Here is a 15,660-nt window from a genome sequence, read left to right on the forward strand (position 1 = left end):
GCGGATTGCCGGTCAGGCTCAGACGGGGTTGGGCTTGGCCAGGAGGATGTTCAGCCGTTCCACAAAGGAGTCCCAGCCCGCTGCCGGCTGGTCACGGCCAAGGAAAACGTTCTGGACGCTGTTCGCGAAGAACGTCTGGAAGTCCGACCCCGAACCGGAGAAATAGGCCCGGGGGTCGTAGTTGATGATGTCGGCTGCAGCAGCGTAGTTGGCCTGGGGAGCCAGGGCGCCGTATTCCGGGGAGGCGACCACGGGCTGGTAGGACGGAATGTGCCCCGCCTCCGCCCAGGCCAGGGACCCCTTGAGGATGTCGGCCACAAATTTGTAGGAGTCCCGGCGGAGTGCGTCGTCAAGGTTCGCCTGGTGCGGCAGGACGAAGGCGTGCGAGTCCGCATATGCCGCCGGAGTGCCGAACAGAGTGGGAATGGGTGCCGCCCCCAGCGGTACTTTCGCCGTCTTCATGGTGGGCAGCTCCCAGACTCCGCTGAAGAGCATGCCGGATTCGCCGCTGGCAAATTCGGCAATGGCCGTTCCAATATCCCCGCTGCTGGTGGTGATGGTGTCATCCAGCAGGGACCGGATGAACTCGAGGCTGGAGATGGCCACATCCCGGTCCACCACGGCGGTCTCGCCCTGGTTTAGGATCATCTCCGCCCCGTGCTGGCGGTAGAAGGTGTAAAACAGGCGCCACATCTGGGCCCCGTCGCCAAGGAAGCCGTAGGACAAGCCGTGCTTGCCCGTAACCTTCTGCATTTCCAGGGCAACGTCGCGGAACTGGTCCGGCGAGTTAATCGGGATCAGGAGCTCATCCGCCCCCAGAACCCCCGCTTTGGAGGCGACGTCGGTGTTGTACATCATGATGAAGGGGTGTGAATCGAGGGCGATGCTGTAGAGCTTCCCGTCTATCCGGCTGTTCTCCCAGATGCGGGGGGCGAAGTCGGCTTCGGTGACGCCGTTTTCTGCCAGCAGGTCCAGATCCCATTCATCCAGAAGACCGCCGGGAGCGTAGCCCACAACCCGGCTGGCGTGCATGATGGCCAGTTCCGGCGGCCTGCCGCCGGCCGAGGCCATGGCGAGCTTGGTGTAGTAGGGCGCTCCCCATGCCAGCACGGTGGGGGTGGCATGGAAATTCGTGTTCTTGGCATTTGCGGCGTCGATCATGCCCTGCATCTTGATGCCGTCGCCGCCGGACAGCAGGTGCCAGAAGCGCAGACTTTGCGCCGCCGAGGCGGCCGGTCCTTCACAGCCGGCCAGGGAGCCGGCGGTCAGCAGGCCTCCCATTACTGCCCCGGCACCCAGAAGGACCTGGCGCCGGTCAAAAACCGGACCGCCCGATTGCTGTGTTGTTTTCACTCGCCACTCCCTTGTGAACGGTGGTTGCTGCTGCAATCATCGGGCCCGCTGCAGACGCAGCCGGCGCGATCTGCCCCGAGCCTAGAACCCGGACGGCCTCAGGGCAAGGAAAACTGTTAGCGCTAACGTTTATTTCTTTCCAGCCTTCTCTGTTGACGTCGGCGCCGAATCGGTATCAGGCAGCGGGGGAGCGGTCGATTTCCGGACCACCAGCGTGGTGGCAAGCTCCACGTGCAGAGACTCCAGTTCCTCTCCGTTGGCCAGGCGGAGGACACTGCGCAGGGCCGTACGGCCCATTTCCTGCAGCGGCTGGCTGACCGAGGTCAACCGCGGCACGGATTGCTCCGTAAGTTCAGTTCCGTCAAAGCCCACGACGCTCAGGTCTTCCGGAACACGTATGCCGCGGCGGCGGGCTTCATCCAGAACTCCCAGCGCGGTGAGGTCACTCGCGGCAAAGATGGCGGTGGGCGGGTTGTCGAGCGACAGCAGCGCGGCCGCACCGCGTACTCCGGATTCGCGGTTGAAATTGCCGCTGACAATGTAGCCGTCCGGGACATCAATCCCATGCGCCCGCAGCGCTGCGAGATACCCGTGAAGCCGAGCCATGCTGCACTCTGCGGCGTCGGGCCCGCCCACAAAGGCGATCCGCCGGTGTCCCAGTTCAACCAGGTGCTCGACGGCGGCCTTGCCCCCGGCCCAATTGGTGGCCCCGATACTGATGAAACCGGACGGCGGGGGATTCAGCGGATCGATCACCACCACCGGAATATGACGCCGGGCAAAGGCCTCCAGCTGCTCGCTCGTGATCTCGGAGGTTACCAGTATGAGTCCCGTGCGCCCCGAATCGGCCAGCCGGGAAGACCATTCCAGATGGTTGGTGCTCTTGAGCTTTCCCGGAGTGACCGTACTGAGTACCACTTCAACATTTTCGGCGGCCGCAAGGGTGGTGATCCCCATCAGGATGGCAAGGGAATAGGACGTATTGAGCCCGTCGAAGACCAGGTCCACCATGGCCGGGGCGCTGCTGCGGATCCGCCGCTGGACGGGTGATTCGTAGTCCAGCCGGGTCAATGCCGCCCGTACGCGTTTCCGGGTCGGCTCAGCAACGTCGTCGCGCCCGTTGATGACCTTGGAAACAGTAGGAACGGACACCCCGGCCAGCTCTGCGACGCTGGCAAGCGTCGTCTTAGCAGTGTGAGCCCGGTTCAAGGCAACGCTCCTTTGCGAAAGTTTTCGGTCGTTGAAGTCTGGCGGATTCCCGCATCTGCGTCAACACGCGCCACAAGGGCGGCGAAAAATGTCCTTGACGAGTGATGCATATCACAGTAGCTTTCATGGCAGTACAGCAGGTGTTGCGAAAAGTTTCGATACTTCCCGGCCCCGGGCTGGGACAACAATCCGCCGCCGCAGCGACGCGGCTCTTTTCAATGGAGATAAGAATGGAACAGAAGCTCACGTCACGCAGGTCTTTCCTGTCGCTGGCCGCCCTGGTACCCATCGCCGCCTACGGCCTGACGGCCTGCGGCTCTTCGGGGCCCGGCGGCACCTCCGCCGGGGGAGCCAGCATCTGGGCCCTCAGCGGGCAGCCCAATGAGGGCATCCGGCAAAAGACAATTGACGTGTTCAACAGCGCCAATCCGGACGAGAAAATCAACGTCACGTTCTTCCAGAACGACGCCTACAAGACCAAGATCAAGACAGCCATCGGCGCCGGCCAGGCCCCCACCATCATCGCGGGCTGGGGCGGTGGAACGATGCGCGCGTACGCCGACGCCGGGCAGATCGAGGACCTCACCCCCTGGTTCGAGGAGAATCCGGACGTCAAGGACCGCCTGCTGGACTCCACGTTCGGCGCGGCCACGGTTGACGGCAAGATCTATGCCCTTCCCACCCAGACCGTTACGCCGATTATCTTCTACTACAACAAGGAACTGTTCGAGCAGGCCGGAGCAGAACCGCCCCAGACCTGGGACGATCTCATGGCCCTGACCAAAACGTTCAACGACATGGGCGTTGCTCCGCTGTCCCTGGGCGGACAGTCGCGCTGGACCTCCATGATGTGGCTCGAGTACCTCTACGACCGCGTGGGAGGTCCGGAAGTCTTCACCGCTATCTACAACGGTGAGGAGGACGCTTGGTCGGCCCCCGCAGCTATCAAGGCCAACACCATGATCCAGGACCTGGTCAAGGCCAACGGATTCATCAAGGGCTTCACCTCCATCACCGCTGACAGCAACGCAGACCAGGCACTGCTGTACACCAACAAGGCTGCCATGATGCTGCACGGCGGCTGGACCTACGGAGGCATGAAGAACGACGGCGCGGGCTTCGTTGAGGGCGGCAAGCTCGGCTGGGTCAACTTCCCCTCTGTCGCGGGAGGTGCCGGTGATCCGGCCAATACCGTGGGTAACCCCGGCGGCTACGAGTACATCTCCTCCAAGGCCAGCGACGCCGAAAAGGAAACGGCCAAGAAGTACTTCAAGGATGGACTGCTGACCGACGAAGAGGTCGATGCCTACATCAAGTCCGGATCGGTGCCGGTCGTCAAGGGCATCGAAGACAAGCTGCAGGAGTCCGAGGACAGGGAATTCCTAAGCTTCGTCTACGAGCTGACGAAGAATGCCCCGAACTTCCAGCAGTCCTGGGACCAGGCCCTGAGCCCCACCGCCGCCGAAGCGCTCCTGAGCAATATTGACCAGCTGTTCCTGCTGTCCATCACTCCCGAGGAGTTCGCCAACAACATGAATGCGACGCTGGGCAAATGATCGCCGCTGTACCGCCCGCGGCGCTGCCCGCCGCGGGCCGCACGGAAAAGGGACGGGGGGAAGGGCCCAGCCGCGGAAAGACCGGCAGCCTGTGGTGGCTGGTCCTTCCGGCATTGTTATTCTTTCTGGTCTTCGCCGTCATTCCGCTGATCGGTGTTTTTGTGCTCAGCTTTGCAAACTGGGACGGGATTGGCGGCATCACCCTGGCCGGGGTCGGGAACTGGCTGTCCGTCCTGGGGGATCCCGTGATGCACAATGCCCTCCGGCTGACCTTCCTCATCATGATCGTCTCCTGGCTGGTGCAGACACCGATCAGCCTCCTGCTGGGAGTTTTCACCGCCGGAAGCCAGCGGTACCGGGCAGTTCTCGCAGTCCTGTACTTCCTGCCGCTGCTGCTCTCCTCAGCTGCCATAGCCATTGCCTTCAAGGCGCTGCTGGATCCGAACTTTGGCCTGGCCGTAGGCCTGAACCTGCCGGCCCTCGCGCAGGACTGGCTCGGCCATCCGCAGCTGGTCCTCCTGGTGGTCATCTTCGTGATTGCGTGGCAGTTTGTTCCGTTCCACACCCTGATCTACCAAGGCGGCGTGCGCCAGATCCCCAAGTCGCTCTACGAGGCCGCGGAGATTGACGGTGCGGGCAAAGTGAAGCAGTTCTTCCACATCACCCTGCCGCAGCTGAAATACACCATCATCACGTCCTCCACGCTCATGGTGGTGGGATCCCTGACCTACTTTGACCTCATTTTCGTGCTGACGGCAGGCGGTCCCGGCAATTCAACCCGAATCCTGGCACTGGATATGTATCTCACCGGTTTCCGTGCCAACCTCATGGGACCGGCCAGCGTGCTTGCCGTGATCCTGGTGGTGATCGGGCTGGGTCTGGCGCTTGCCCTGCAGCGGCTGGGCGGCAAGGGTTCCAGCGGCAGCCAACTGGAAGGTCTCTGACATGACGGCAACAGCCACCAAACGACCGAAACCCTCCGCGCCTCCGGCTGCGTCCTCGTCTGCACGCCGCGGGCTGCGCTGGAGCAAGCTGAACTACGCCGGCGGTCTCTCCGGCTGGATTTGGCTGGCGATCATCATCATTCCCGTGTACTACGTGGTGATTACCAGCCTGAAGACATCAGCCGGCTACTATTCGCAGAACCCGCTTGCCGTACCCTCCTCTCCAACCCTGGAGAACTACCGGATGGTGCTGGAGGCGGACTTCGCCAAGTACTTCCTGAACAGCACAATTATCACGCTGGGCACCGTTATTCCGGCAGTGGCCATCTCCTTCATGGCGTCCTTCGCCATTGTGCGCGGCAACAGCAGGTTCCTCAGATTCTCGAACGGGTTGTTCCTGCTGGGCCTGGCCATTCCACTGCAGGCAACCATCATTCCGGTCTATCTGATGATTATCCGGCTCCAGCTGTATGACACCCTTTTGGCCCTGATTCTGCCCTCCATCGCTTTTTCCATTCCGTTGACGGTGCTGATCCTTTCGAACTTCATTCGGGACGTGCCAAATGAACTGTTTGAGTCAATGCGCCTTGACGGCTGCAGTGAGTGGCAGACCATGTGGCGGCTGGCCCTGCCGCTGACCAAACCGGCCATTGTGACGGTGGGTATCTACAACGCACTGGGAGTCTGGAACGGATTCCTGCTGCCGCTCATCCTGACGCAGAGTCCTGACCTGCGTGTCCTTCCGCTGGCCCTCTGGAGCTTCCAGGGGGAATACAGCGTGAATATTCCGGCGGTCCTGGCCTCCGTGGTGCTGACCACGCTGCCAATCCTGGTGCTGTACATCGTGGGCCGTCGCCAGCTGCTGAGCGGCTTGACCGCGGGCTTCAGCAAATAGCGTTTGCACTTGAAATGAAAGGGAACTACATGCCGCAGGCAGAAATTGCTCCGCTTCGAATCGGAATGGTCGGGTACGCCTTTATGGGCGCTGCGCATTCGCATGCGTGGCGCAGCGCCCCCCGTTTTTTTGACCTTCCCCTCAGGCCCGAGCTCACCGCCGTTGCCGGCCGGAATGCTTCGGCCGTTGAGGCGGCAGCCGGGCAAATGGGCTGGTCCTCGACGGAAACGGACTGGAAAGCGCTGGTGGAACGGGAAGACATCGATCTGATCGACATTTGCTCACCCGGAAATACCCACGCCGAGATTGCCATTGCAGCACTGCGCGCCGGCAAACATGTCCTGTGTGAAAAGCCCCTTGCCAACTCGGTGGAGGAAGCAGAGGAAATGGCGGCCGCGGCCTCCGAAGCCGCACGCCGCGGAGTCTTTGCCATGTGCGGTTATTCGTACCGCCGCACGCCCGCTTTAGCGCTGGCCAAGCGAATGGTCGACGACGGCAGGCTGGGGAAGATCCGTCAGGTCCGGGCCCAGTACCTGCAGGACTGGCTGTCGGACGAAAATGCACCCCTGACCTGGCGGCTGGACCGGACACTGTCAGGCTCCGGCGCCCTGGGCGACATCGGCGCCCACATTATTGATGCCGCCCAGTTTGTCACCGGCCAGCAGATCACCGGTGTTTCGGCGCTGCTGGAGACCTTTACCAGCCGACGCCCTGTGGGCGGGGATTTCGTGGGACTCGGCGGCCACGGCGCCGCCGGGGAAGACCAGCCCATGGGTGACGTCACGGTGGATGATGCCGCAATCTTTACCGCGCGGTTCGACGGCGGACCGATCGGCGTCTTTGAAGCCACCCGGGCCGCCCTCGGCCGCAAGAATGCCATGCGCCTCGAAGTGAACGGGTCCCTGGGCTCGCTGTCCTTCGACTTTGAGGACATGAATTTCCTGCAGTTCTACGACTCCACCGACCGCAGCGGTGAGCAGGGCTTCCACCGCATCATGGTCACCGAACCGGAGCACCCCTACGTGGGGAACTGGTGGCCCACCGGCCACGGATTGGGCTACGAGCACGGTTTCACGCATCAGGTGGTGGACCTGGTGACGTCCCTCGCCGCCGGAACCCAGCCCACGCCGTCGTTCGCCGACGCCCTGCAGGTACAGCGCGTGCTCGCGGCCGTCGAGGACAGCGCGGCTGACGAAAGCCGCTGGACGGCGGTGGATGCCCAGCCGCAGCCCGCCGCTGCCGCCCCGAAAACTACAGCAGAGGAAATCCGATGACCCGCCCCATCACACTGTTCACCGGCCAGTGGGCCGATCTTCCGTTCGAGGAGGTGGCCCGGCTCGCAGGAGAGTGGGGCTTTGACGGCCTTGAAATCGCCTGCTGGGGCGATCACCTGGACGTTTGGCGGGCTGTGGAGGATGACGAGTACCTCCAGGACCGGCTGGACATCCTCAAGCGGAACAATCTGTCGGTTTATGCCATTTCCAACCACCTCAACGGACAGGCTGTCTGTGACGACCCCATCGACGAGCGCCACCAGGGCATTGTTTCCGCGCGCGTCTGGGGCGACGGCGATCCGGAGGGCGTCCGCACCCGTGCGGCCGAAGAACTGAAGATGACCGCCCGGGCTGCTGCCCGGCTGGGGGTGAAGACGGTGACCGGGTTCACCGGCTCTTCCATTTGGAAGACCGTGGCCATGTTTCCGCCCGTTCCCGATTCCATGATTGAGCGGGGCTACCAGGACTTCGCCGACCGGTGGAATCCCATCATCGACGTCTTCGATGAAGTGGGCGTCCGGTTCGCGCTGGAGGTCCATCCGTCCGAAATTGCCTACGACTACTGGACCGCACACCGGACTCTGGAAGCGATCGGCCACCGCGAGGGCTTCGGCCTGAATTTCGACCCTTCCCACTTCATCTGGCAGGACCTTGATCCCGCGGCCTTCCTCTACGATTTCCGCGAGCGCATCTACCACGTGCACGTCAAGGAATCGGTCAAGCAGCTGGACGGCCGCAATGGCCGGCTCGGTTCACACCTGCAGTGGGGCGATCCGCGCCGCGGCTGGGACTTTGTCACCGCCGGCCACGGAGATGTGCCGTGGGAGCGCATCTTCCGGATGCTGAACGCCATCGGCTATGACGGACCCACCAGCGTGGAATGGGAAGACGCCGGGATGGACCGCATGGTCGGCGGGCCGGGCGCCCTGGCCCTGGTGAAATCCCTGGCCCAGATCACCCCGCCCGCAGCCGCCTTCGACTCAGCTTTTGCTACCAAGTAAAGGAACTACCCTATGAGCACCACACGCCAGGCCCTTGTTGTCCGGGGCGGCTGGGACGGGCATCAGCCGGTCGAAGCCACAGACCTCTTCCTGCCCCACCTGAGGGACAACGGGTTCGAGATCCGGGTGGAGGAATCGCCGAAGATCTATGCCGACGCCGAGTACATGGCCACCGTTGACCTGATCGTCCAGTGCAACACCATGAACACCATTGAAAAAGAGGAGTTCGAGGGGCTGCGGGCGGCCATTGACGCCGGTACCGGAATGGCCGGCTGGCACGGTGGAATCGCCGACTCCTACCGGAACAGCTCCGACTACCTGCACCTGATCGGCGGCCAGTTCGCCTGTCATCCGGGCAAGCACCCGGATGAGAGGGTGGGGGACGCCTCCGACAACTTCATCGACTACACGGTTCAGATGCTGCCGGCAGCGGCAGACCATCCCATTACTGCCGGGCTGGCGGACTTTGATTTGCGCACCGAACAGTACTGGGTCCTTACCGACGACTACATTGACGTACTGGCCACCACCACGCTTCCGGCGCGGGAATGGGATTCCTGGCACCGCCCCGTCACCTGCCCGGCTGTCTGGACGCGGCAGTGGGGTGCGGGCAAGATCTTCGTGGCCACGCCCGGCCACTCGGTTCAGATCCTGCAGGACCAGAACGTAAAGACTCTCATTGAAAGGGGCATGCTGTGGGCGAGCCGCTGAATTCCGAATCGGGCGGTGCTGCCCCCCTGCGGATCGGCATGGTGGGCTGCGGCAACATTAGCGCGGCCTATCTCGAAACATTTCCGCGGCTCGACGCCGTGACCCTCACCGCGGTGTCGGACTTGGATATGGACCGGGCCCGTGCCGTTGCTGCCGAGTACCCCGGGGTCCGTGCCCTGACCGTGGATGAACTGCTGTCCGACGACGCCGTGGACCTGGTCCTGAACCTCACCATCCCCGCTGCCCATGCAGAGGTTGCCCTGAAGGCGATTGCTGCCGGCAAGCACGTGTACGGCGAGAAGCCGCTGGCCGCCAGCACTGCTGAAGGACAGTCGATGCTGGAAGCCGCCGCGGCTGCCGGCGTCATCCTGGGCTCGGCGCCGGATACCGTGCTCGGCACCGGCACGCAGACGGCACGAAAGGCAATTGATGACGGGCTGATCGGAAAGCCCATCTCCGCCACGGCCACCATGGTCACGCCGGGCCATGAACGGTGGCATCCGAACCCCGATTTCTACTACGTCCCGGGAGGCGGCCCCCTGCTGGATATGGGCCCCTACTATGTTTCCGCCCTGGTAACGCTGCTGGGGCCCGTTGCCTGTGTTATCGGTGCGGCCAGCAGCACCCGGGATACCCGGATCATCGGGTCGGGCCTGCGCGCGGGGGAAGAGATTCCGGTCAGCACTCCCACTCACGTCACCGGGGTCCTGGTCCACGCTTCCGGTGCCCTCTCCACCCTGGTGATGAGCTTTGACGCCGTGGCCACACGGTCTTCCAACATTGAAATCCACGGGGAAACGGGTTCGCTGGCAGTTCCCGACCCCAACCGCTTTGACGGGGAGGTCCATGTGCGGCGCCTCGACGCCGATGACTGGGAGCTTCTGCCGGTATCCGCGGGGTACCAGGGCGCCTCACGCGGGATAGGCCTGCAGGATTTGGCCCTCACTCCGGCAGGGGAACTGCCGCGGGCCAGCGGCGAACTGGGGTTCCACGTGCTGGAAGTCATGCAGGCGGTGCTGGCCTCTGCAGAGTCCGGTGCCGCAGTGCCGATTCGCAGTATGTGTGAACGTCCGGCCGCGGTTGCCTTGTCCCGGACTCAGGGCGCAGAGGCAGGCAGCCTGACCTAGATCGAGGTCTAAATCGAACGTATGTTCGAACAGATATTTCCCTTGAAGATCCCCCGGGTGCTGCTACCCGGGGGATCTTTATGTCAGGGGATCTTCATGTTGGGGAGCGCCTGTTCACAGGAGCCCGAACCGCAGGGGTCAGCGTCAGACTCCTGTGCCGCTCCAGTCGTAGCCAAACCGTGCCAAACCGTGCCAGAGCTGCTTGAGCGTTTGCCGGTCATACCGCTGTTCCCGCACGGCGATGCCGATAACCCGGGGGTCCAGCCACCCATCTTCGGCGATATCCTGCCCGGCCGCCACAACGCGGGGGCTCCGATAGTCGGGGTACCGGGCCAGGTCCGCCGCAGTGAGGCGGAACCCGGGGTGCCATTCCAGGGGGCACGGGAGGGCACGGGCAGCCGCTTCAACGTCGGTGCCGCGGTAGGAAGGGTCAAGGACCAGCGCGGCAATGTCGCTTTCGACCCTCAAGGGGCCGTGAATGTGGGCTTCCACATGGTCATCCAGTATGTCCAGACCGGCCGCGGGTGCGTGTTTCAGCGCCAGGTCTACCAGGGGCATGTGCTCGGCCGTGCCGAAGTGCTCCGGCTCCGTGCTGCTGTCCGGATAGCAGAACGTCACGCGGGGAAGCTCCTCGCGGCGAAGCCGGAAGTGGGAGGAGCCAAACCGCACGGAACCGCCGACGGGGAGACGGCGGTAGTTCAGCGAACCGTACTTGGGGCGCTCAGCTGCCGGGGCGCCGTCGTACACCCCGCCGAACATCCGCTGTTCCCAGCGCCAGCGCTCGCCGCCCGGCCAGGCCGTGAGGCCCCCGTTGCCGGTTCCGGTTTCAAACTGCGAGCGGTAGACGGAATCCGTGACCAGATGTGCCAGCAGTGTTGTGCCGGAGACGGGGGAGTCGGGATGGAAGTGCACCGTGACGTCAAGGGACGGATCCAGGGGCGGACCCGTTGTCCCGGTGCTGACGTAGTCGACCGCCTGAGCCCACAGGGGAGCGCTGTCATCCATAGCGCACACCCTACTTACTCCGTGCCGATGCCGGGGAGGCTTACTCCCCGGCACCGGCACGGCGCTCGCGGATGGGAGGGAGTTCCTAGGCGGCGCTGCGTGCCTTTCTCGTGAGCACTGATACCGACCGCGGAGCCAGCTTGGATTCCCAGCCCGGGAGGGGATCGCCGTCGACGCCGGTAATGTCCACCGCCGCGTCGGTGCGGTTGATGAGGAAAACGTAGTCGGCGTCCCCGTTGGTTCGCACAACCAGTTCGACGGCGCCGCGCAGCTCCGCAGGCAGCTCACTGACCACCCCGGCGCTCGCCGCGAGAACAGCGAGGATCGGTTCGAGCCCGGCCGCACCGAGGCGTGCGCCCACATAGGCTGCGCTTCCGGTGCCGACGGTGCGGCGCGTGACTGCGGCATCGCCGGAGTGCTCCCCGCTGGTGTATCGGGCGAGGATTTCGACGTCGCCGGCGGACGGATGCACGCGGTCGGCCCAGAGCGCGGCTGTGGTCCCGTTGTCCAGCTGAACCGTCTCGCCGTCCAGCAGCGGGCCAAACTCATCGATCCGCACGCCCAGCAGATCTGCAAGGGCTCCGGGATAGCCGCCGAGCCAGATGTGGTCATTCTCGTCCGTGATGCCGCTGAAGTACCCGGTGACGAGGTGCCCCCCGCCGTGGACGTATTCCTCGAGGCGGGCTTTCAGGCCCGCCGGAACAGCATGCAGGACGGGTGCAACCACGAGCCCGTACCCGTCCAGTTCAGCGGCGGAGGGAACCACGTCAACCCGGAGGCCCAGGGCCAGGAACGCCGAGTACCAGTCAAGGGCCTCCTGCTTGTAGCGCAGGCGGTCCGAGGGATGGGAGTCCTGCTCCGAAGCCCACCACGAGTTCCAGTCGAAGAGGATGGCTGCCGGTGCCTGGCCGCGGCGCGAACCCACAACACCGGACAGGGACTCCAGCTCCCGGCCCAGGCTGACCACGCTGCGGAAGATCGGGCTGTCCTCGCCGGCGTGCGGAACCATGGCCGAATGGAATTTCTCGGCGCCGGCCTTGGACTGCCGCCACTGGAAGAAGCAGACGGCGTCCGCCCCGTGGGCAACATGGGTGAGTGAGTCGCGGCGCAGCGCTCCGGGCTTTTTGGGGGTGTTGATCGGCTGCCAGTTCACGGCGCTGGTGGAGTGCTCCATCAGGAACCAGGGTTTTCCGCCGGCGATGTTGCCGGTGAGATTCGCCGAGAAGGACAGCTCGTCCACCGCCTGCGGACCGGGAACGAAGTAGTGGTCATTGGCGATGAAGTCCACTTCCGGAGCCCAGTCCGCGTAGTCCATTCCCTTGGTTTCACCCATCACCATGAAGTTCGTGGTGACGGGAATGTCGGGAGTGATGGCGTTGAGGATGTCGCGCTCTTCCCGCAGGTACTGCTTGAGCGCATCCGAGGAGAACCGCTTGAAATCCAGCTGCTGGGTGGGGTTCGGATGTGAAGCGGCCCGGCGGGGAGGCAGGATCTGTTCAAAGTCCGTGTACCGCTGGGACCAGAAGTCCGTGCCCCAGGCGTCGTTGAGGACATCGATGCTGCCGTAGCGGTCCGTGAGCCAGACGCGGAACGCGCGGGCGGCGTCGTCGGAATAGTCGTAAATGTTGTGGCAGCCAAGCTCATTGGATATGTGCCAGGCACAGACTGCCGGGTGGTCCTTGTAGCGCTCGGCCATGGCGGTCACGAGTTTCAGCGCGTGCTCCCGGAAGACCGGGCTGGTGGGACGCCAGTGCTGCCGGGCGCCGGGTGACAGGATCCCGCCGTCGGCGGTGACGGGCAGGATTTCCGGGTGCTCGGTGGCCAGCCACGGCGGCGGGGAGGCGGTGGCGGTGGCCAGGTCCACGGCAATGCCGTTTTCGTGAAGGAGGTTGATGACTTCGTCCAGCCAGGCAAAGTCCCAGGTATCTCTGGCGGGCTGCAGCCGGGCCCAGGAGAAGATCGCCAGTGACACCACGTTGACGCCGGCCTCGCGCATGAGCCGCACGTCCTCGTCCCAGGTCTCCCGCGGCCACTGTTCCGGGTTGTAGTCGGCGCCGTACGCCATGCGCCGGCGGTTGGGATCGGTGGGCCAGCGCAGCCAGCGGTGGGTGGTGGGTGTTGGCACGGTAGAGCTCCTTGGAATGTTGGGGATGCGGGTGTGGGGGTGTGCCTGCGTCCAATGGCAGACGCCGGGATGCAGGTCCGGGCCGGCCGGGGACACGAAGCCCCGGCCGGCCCGGATCCGGTGATGCGTTGGTTCGTGGCTTACTCCGAGACGGTGAAGCCCTGCTCGTTGCCGTACTTGATGCTGGCGTCCTGCCAGTCCTTCAGTCCGTCCTTGAGCGTGGTGTCGGAGACGTAGGCCTGTCCGGCGGTGTCGTTGTAAATGCCGTTGGCGTAGGCCTGGAAGGGCAGGTAGGACCAGCCTTCCGGGACGTTCTTGGCAGATTCCGCAAAGACTTCATTGGCCTTCTGGCCGCCGAAGTACTCGAACTCGTCGGACAGGAACTCCTCTGATTCCAGGGTGGCTGCAGTGGCCGGGAACGCACCGTTGTCCACGCGGGTCTGGACGCCGTCGCCTACGTTGGCGTACTCGAGGAAGGCGTACGCCAGGGCGCCCTTCTCACTGGCTGAAGTGATGCTCAGGGCGCTGCCGCCGTTTTCGGCGCTTGCTGTTTCTCCCTCTTCCCACTGGGGCAGGGGAGCAACCCGCCATTTGCCGGCCGTGGCCGCAACGCCGGAGGAGAAGGTGGCCGGCATCCAGGCGCCGGTCGCAAGGGTGGCGATGGTGCCGTTTCCGAGTCCCTGGTACCACTCGTCGCCCCAGGAGGTGATGGGTGCCAGGAGATCTTCGTCCAGGAGCTGCTGCCAGGTTTCGGTGAACTTGGTGGAGCCCTCGTCGGAGAAATTGACGGTGACGTCTGTCCCGTCGACCTTGTAGGGCTGGCCGCCCGCCTGCCAGATGAGGCTGGTGGCAAGACCCGCATCTCCGGTGTCATTGGCGATGTAGACGCTGGGATCTGCCTTGTGCAGGGCTCGGGCGGCGTCGACGTACTCATCCCAGGTGGTGGGAACCTCCACACCGTACTTGTCGAAGATTTCCTTGTTGTAGTACAGGGCCATGGGCCCGGAGTCCATGGGAAGGCCGTAGATGCCTCCGTTGGCCTGGACCGAGTTCCAGGGGCCCGGGTTGTAGGTGTCCTGCAGGTCTGCGGCACCGTAGCCGCTGAGGTCCTTGACGGAATCTGCCAGTGCAAACTGGGGGAGGGAGAAGTACTCCAGCTGCGCGATGTCAGGAACTCCCGAACCGGCCGCGATGGCGTTCTGCAGTGCCACATAATGGTCATTGCCGGTGCCGGCGTTCACGAGATTCACGTTGACGTTCGGGTGTTCCGCTTCGAAGCCTTCGACAACCTCGTCGAGGGTGGGTTCCCAGGACCAAATGGTGATGTCTCCGCCCTCCTCGAGGGCAGCCTGGACGTCGTCGGCGCTGACCTCTTCAGCTGCAGTGCCGGTGTTGCCGCTGTCTCCGCCGCCGCAGGCTGTGAGGGCGAGGGCAGCGGTAAGGGCAACTGCGGAGCCGCGCAGCACTGCCAGGGAGATTTTGCTCTTCATGGTTTTCCTTTTCACGTCATTGTTTCCGGAAGGGTTTCATTCTTTGACGGCGCCGGCGCTGAGGCCGGACTGCCAGTAGCGCTGCAGCAGCAGGAACGCTGCTATCAGCGGAAGGATGGTGAGGAGCGAACCGGTGATGACGAGGTTGAAGATTGCCTCGCCGCCGGCTGTGGAGGCCTGGCCGTTCCAGGCGTTCAAGCCCAGGGTCAGCGGATACCAGTCGGGGTTCTTGAGCATGATCAGCGGCAGGAAGTAGTTGTTCCAGGTGGCCACCATGGTGAACAGCAGCACCGTGACGATGCCCGGCCCCAGCAGCGGCAGGCAGATCTGGAAGAAGGTGCGGAACTCTCCCGCCCCGTCCATGCGCGCCGATTCCAGCAGTTCGGTGGGGATGGCCTCGGTGGCGAATGTCCACATCAGGTACAGGCCGAAGGGCGAGATGAGCGACGGGATGATGACTGCCCACGGGGTGTTGGTGAGGCCGATCTCGCTGAACATCAGGAAGGTCGGGACGGCCAGGGCGGTGCCGGGTACGGCGACGGCGCCGATAATGACGGCGAAGACGGCCTTCTTTCCGGGGAAGTTGAACTTCGCGAGGGCATATCCGCCAAGGACGGCGAGGAAGGTGGCCCCGCCCGCGCCCAGCACCACGTAAAGCACGGTGTTGAGCAGCCAGCGGACGAAGATGCCGTCGTCGTAGGTGAGGGTGTCGGCAACGTTGCTGAACAGGGCAAAATCACCGCTGAACCACAGGCCGAATGAACTGAAGAGATCGGCCTGGGTCTTGGAGGAGTTGATGACCAGCCAGAGCAGCGGGACAAGGCTGTAAATAAGGACAATGCCGGTGAGGACGGTCAGCAGCACATTCCGCTTGGGATTGTCCACGCCGCGGCGCTTGCTCTTCATGCGGATATTGGCGCTCCGGGATTTCTGGTTCCGGGCTCGGGCGGGGTCGACGGCGACGCTCATG

The 15,660-nt window shown here is 63.9% G+C and carries 13 protein-coding genes; 7 read left to right on the forward strand and 6 right to left on the reverse strand.

Features of this window, described 5'->3' with window-relative positions:
• Window positions 1-18: 18 nt before the first annotated feature.
• Both AC4D2Q_RS10540 and AC4D2Q_RS10545 read right to left on the reverse strand, forming a co-directional pair.
• Complete coding sequence (locus tag AC4D2Q_RS10540; protein ID WP_490946424.1) at window positions 19-1,353, reverse strand: extracellular solute-binding protein; 1,335 nt, start codon at window positions 1,351-1,353, stop codon at window positions 19-21.
• A gap of 129 nt (window positions 1,354-1,482) precedes the next feature.
• Window positions 1,483-2,562: a LacI family DNA-binding transcriptional regulator gene (locus AC4D2Q_RS10545; protein ID WP_490946425.1), complete on the reverse strand. Its 1,080-nt coding sequence runs from the start codon at window positions 2,560-2,562 to the stop codon at window positions 1,483-1,485.
• A gap of 230 nt (window positions 2,563-2,792) precedes the next feature.
• On the opposite strand from AC4D2Q_RS10545, the gene AC4D2Q_RS10550 reads away from it, so the two are divergent.
• Genes AC4D2Q_RS10550 through AC4D2Q_RS10580 form a run of 7 tightly spaced genes read left to right on the forward strand, consistent with a single transcriptional unit; the run spans window position 2,793 to window position 10,070 of the window.
• On the forward strand, window positions 2,793-4,118 hold the full coding sequence (locus AC4D2Q_RS10550; protein ID WP_490946426.1) for an ABC transporter substrate-binding protein: 1,326 nt from the start codon (window positions 2,793-2,795) through the stop codon (window positions 4,116-4,118).
• Window positions 4,115-5,062 (forward strand): carbohydrate ABC transporter permease, encoded by a 948-nt coding sequence (locus AC4D2Q_RS10555; RefSeq protein WP_490946427.1) that lies wholly within the window; start codon window positions 4,115-4,117, stop codon window positions 5,060-5,062. The genes AC4D2Q_RS10550 and AC4D2Q_RS10555 overlap by 4 nt, the downstream gene beginning before the upstream one ends.
• A gap of 1 nt (window position 5,063) precedes the next feature.
• Window positions 5,064-5,957, forward strand: a complete 894-nt coding sequence (locus AC4D2Q_RS10560; RefSeq protein ID WP_490946428.1) for a carbohydrate ABC transporter permease — start codon at window positions 5,064-5,066, stop codon at window positions 5,955-5,957.
• A 29-nt stretch (window positions 5,958-5,986) separates the two neighbouring features.
• On the forward strand, window positions 5,987-7,231 hold the full coding sequence (locus AC4D2Q_RS10565) for a Gfo/Idh/MocA family protein (protein ID WP_490946429.1): 1,245 nt from the start codon (window positions 5,987-5,989) through the stop codon (window positions 7,229-7,231).
• Window positions 7,228-8,232 carry a sugar phosphate isomerase/epimerase family protein gene (locus tag AC4D2Q_RS10570; RefSeq protein WP_490946430.1) on the forward strand — a complete coding sequence of 335 codons (1,005 nt, stop codon included), beginning with the start codon at window positions 7,228-7,230 and terminating at the stop codon, window positions 8,230-8,232. Before AC4D2Q_RS10565 ends, AC4D2Q_RS10570 begins: the two co-directional genes overlap by 4 nt.
• 12 nt (window positions 8,233-8,244) lie before the next feature.
• Window positions 8,245-8,943 carry a ThuA domain-containing protein gene (locus AC4D2Q_RS10575; protein WP_490946431.1) on the forward strand — a complete coding sequence of 233 codons (699 nt, stop codon included), beginning with the start codon at window positions 8,245-8,247 and terminating at the stop codon, window positions 8,941-8,943.
• Between the two features lie 38 nt (window positions 8,944-8,981).
• A complete protein-coding gene (locus AC4D2Q_RS10580) occupies window positions 8,982-10,070 on the forward strand; it encodes a Gfo/Idh/MocA family protein (protein WP_490946585.1) in 1,089 nt (362 codons plus the stop codon).
• A 144-nt stretch (window positions 10,071-10,214) separates the two neighbouring features.
• Here AC4D2Q_RS10580 and AC4D2Q_RS10585 read toward each other — a convergent pair whose 3' ends face one another.
• From AC4D2Q_RS10585 to AC4D2Q_RS10600, 4 genes are all read right to left on the reverse strand, one after another.
• Window positions 10,215-11,075, reverse strand: coding sequence for a DUF3626 domain-containing protein (locus tag AC4D2Q_RS10585; protein WP_490946433.1), 861 nt, complete (start codon window positions 11,073-11,075; stop codon window positions 10,215-10,217).
• An 85-nt stretch (window positions 11,076-11,160) separates the two neighbouring features.
• Window positions 11,161-13,200 (reverse strand): beta-galactosidase, encoded by a 2,040-nt coding sequence (locus AC4D2Q_RS10590; protein ID WP_490946434.1) that lies wholly within the window; start codon window positions 13,198-13,200, stop codon window positions 11,161-11,163.
• Between the two features lie 140 nt (window positions 13,201-13,340).
• A complete protein-coding gene (locus tag AC4D2Q_RS10595) occupies window positions 13,341-14,690 on the reverse strand; it encodes an ABC transporter substrate-binding protein (RefSeq protein WP_490946435.1) in 1,350 nt (449 codons plus the stop codon).
• A gap of 36 nt (window positions 14,691-14,726) precedes the next feature.
• Complete coding sequence (locus AC4D2Q_RS10600; protein WP_490925444.1) at window positions 14,727-15,659, reverse strand: carbohydrate ABC transporter permease; 933 nt, start codon at window positions 15,657-15,659, stop codon at window positions 14,727-14,729.
• Window position 15,660 lies beyond the last annotated feature (1 nt).

It is taken from the genome of Arthrobacter sp. TJ-178, from assembly GCF_058269275.1.

Bases quoted from the DNA above. Each gene is read 5' to 3' on its own strand.
- AC4D2Q_RS10550 (WP_490946426.1), top strand. From the start codon at position 2,793: ATGGAACAGAAGCTCACGTCACGCAGGTCTTTCCTGTCGCTGGCCGCC.
- AC4D2Q_RS10555 (WP_490946427.1), top strand. From the start codon at position 4,115: ATGATCGCCGCTGTACCGCCCGCGGCGCTGCCCGCCGCGGGCCGCACG.
- AC4D2Q_RS10560 (WP_490946428.1), top strand. From the start codon at position 5,064: ATGACGGCAACAGCCACCAAACGACCGAAACCCTCCGCGCCTCCGGCT.
- AC4D2Q_RS10565 (WP_490946429.1), top strand. From the start codon at position 5,987: ATGCCGCAGGCAGAAATTGCTCCGCTTCGAATCGGAATGGTCGGGTAC.
- AC4D2Q_RS10570 (WP_490946430.1), top strand. From the start codon at position 7,228: ATGACCCGCCCCATCACACTGTTCACCGGCCAGTGGGCCGATCTTCCG.
- AC4D2Q_RS10575 (WP_490946431.1), top strand. From the start codon at position 8,245: ATGAGCACCACACGCCAGGCCCTTGTTGTCCGGGGCGGCTGGGACGGG.
- AC4D2Q_RS10580 (WP_490946585.1), top strand. From the start codon at position 8,982: ATGGTGGGCTGCGGCAACATTAGCGCGGCCTATCTCGAAACATTTCCG.
- AC4D2Q_RS10585 (WP_490946433.1), bottom strand. From the start codon at position 11,075: ATGGATGACAGCGCTCCCCTGTGGGCTCAGGCGGTCGACTACGTCAGC.
- AC4D2Q_RS10595 (WP_490946435.1), bottom strand. From the start codon at position 14,690: ATGAAGAGCAAAATCTCCCTGGCAGTGCTGCGCGGCTCCGCAGTTGCC.
- AC4D2Q_RS10600 (WP_490925444.1), bottom strand. From the start codon at position 15,659: ATGAGCGTCGCCGTCGACCCCGCCCGAGCCCGGAACCAGAAATCCCGG.